Below are 2044 nucleotides of genomic sequence, written 5' to 3' on the forward strand. Positions count from 1 at the left end.
GGCGGGTTCCGGTAGGGCCCGCCGCTCCCGGGGCGGCACGGTGGCCCGCGCCACGGTGGCGCCGGCCCGCTCGGGACGGCGGACCACCAGCAGGGCGGCCGGGACGTCCAGGTGGGCGGTCACCCCGCCGCCGGCCGTCGCGGCCAGCCGGACCGTCCAGCCGTGCCGGCGGGCCAACCGGCCCACCACGAAGAGCCCGAGCACCTCGGTCGGGGCCAGGTCGAGCCGCTCCCGGCGGGTGAGCCGGGCGTTCTCCTCGGCGAGGCGCTCCTCGGTCATGCCGATGCCGCGGTCCACCACGGTGAGCCGGGCGCCGGCGTCGGTCTGCTCGGCGGCCACCAGCACCCGGGTGTGCGGCGGGGAGAAGGCGGTCGCGTTCTCCATCAGCTCGGCGAGCGCGAGCACCAGGTCGCCGGCGGTGGCGGGCGCCGCCGAGACCCCGGGCGGGACCTGCACGTCCACCCGGGTGTAGTCCTCGATCTCGCCGAGCGCGAGCCGGACCAGGTCGGCCAGCGGGGCCGGCGCGACGTGCCCGTCCGAGCCGGTGGCACCGGAGAGCACCACCAGGCTGCCGGCGTTTCGGCGCAGCCGGCTGGAGATGTGGTCGAGGCGGTACAGGTGCTCCAGCCGCCCCGGGTCGGTCTCCTGCCGTTCCAGCCGGTCGATCAGGGCGATCTGCCGGCCGACCAGGTTCTGCGTACGCCGGCCGACGTGGCCGAGCATCTGCGCCACGTTGCGCCGGCCGGCCACCTGCCGTTCGACCAGCCGGGCGGCGGTGTGCTGCACCCGCTCGAACGCCCGGGCCAGGTCGCCGATCTCGTCCCGCCGCTCCGCCCCCACGTCCACCGGGTCGAGGCGTACCGGCGGAACGGTCTCCACCTCGTCGTCGACCACCCGGGTCAGCTCGGCCTCGGCGACCCGGGCGACCCGGTCCGCCGAGCGGGTGAGCCGGGTCAGCGGCCGCGCCACGGTCCGGGCCACCGCCATGCTGAGCAGCACCACGCTCAGCAGGACGAGGGCGGCCGCCCCGCCGACCAGCCAGGCGGCGGCGAGCGCGTCCCGCTGCTCGTTCCGGGTCTCGGCGATGACGTCGGCGACGATCTTCTTCTCCACGAACTGGCCGAGGGTGATCATCGAGCGGACCGAGGGGAAGAGCGCGTCCAGCGGCACCGCCGCGATCGCCGCGACCGGGTCCTTGACGCTGTCGACCAGGAAGGTGGGGCTGGTCCGGGCGGCCACGGCGGCGTCGTCCAGCATGGCCAGCCGGTACTGCTCCGGTGTGATCAGTTGGCGGAACCGCTGGTTGTCCACCTGGAGCGCGGCCATGCAGGCGATGTACGAGCCGGCCACCTTCGGGTCGCCGGTCGCCTTGACCAGCACGATCAGCGTGGCGCAGGCACTCAGCCCCTCGTCGGCACGGAGCAGCGCGTCCAGCGCCAGCACCTGCCGCCCGGCCGAGGTGCCGGTGTCCACCTGGAACGGCAGCCGCAGCGCCTCGATCAGCGCCATGTCGACGGCGCGGAACGCGGTCATGATCTCGTCCGGGGTGGCCTTCCCGGCCAGCACGGCGGTACGCAGGTCGGCCAGCGTGTGTACCCCGTCGAGGGCCGCCCGGACCGGCGCCGGCAGTGACTCGGCGCGCAGGTCGGCGACCCGGTCGTCCACCGTGGCGGACTTCTGGATCAGCTCGGTGCGGGTCACCCGGCCGAGCCGCGACCCCACCGAGAGCAGCCGTTCCTGCTGGAGGTCCTGCACCAGGCTGCCGATCCGGCTGGCCACCCGGACGGTGTCGGCGGTGTCGGCGGCCCGCTGGGCGGCGGCGACCCGGTCGAGGACCACCGGCACGGCCAGCCCGACCATGCTGAGCAGCGGGATGATCACCAGCAGGGCGAGCCGGCCCCGGATCCGGAGCCTACCGAGCAGCATCGAACGGCCTCCACCGCTCGGCTTCGCCGGCCCGTCCGGCGCCGACCGGCTGGAGTTCGCCGCCCGCCGGGAACGCCCGCGGGCCCGGGCGGGCCGCCGCCGGCGGCGGGGCGGCCCC

General features: G+C 76.1%; 1 protein-coding gene. It reads right to left on the reverse strand.

The genetic code is table 11. The features are described 5' to 3' along the window. Positions 1-1926, reverse strand: a 1926-nt coding sequence (locus B0E53_RS35875; protein WP_107079863.1) for an ATP-binding protein, incomplete at its 3' end; no start/stop codon positions are given. Positions 1927-2044: the final 118 nt, after the last annotated feature.

Source organism: Micromonospora sp. MH33 (assembly GCF_003013775.1).
GTDB lineage: Bacteria > Actinomycetota > Actinomycetes > Mycobacteriales > Micromonosporaceae > Micromonospora > Micromonospora fulviviridis.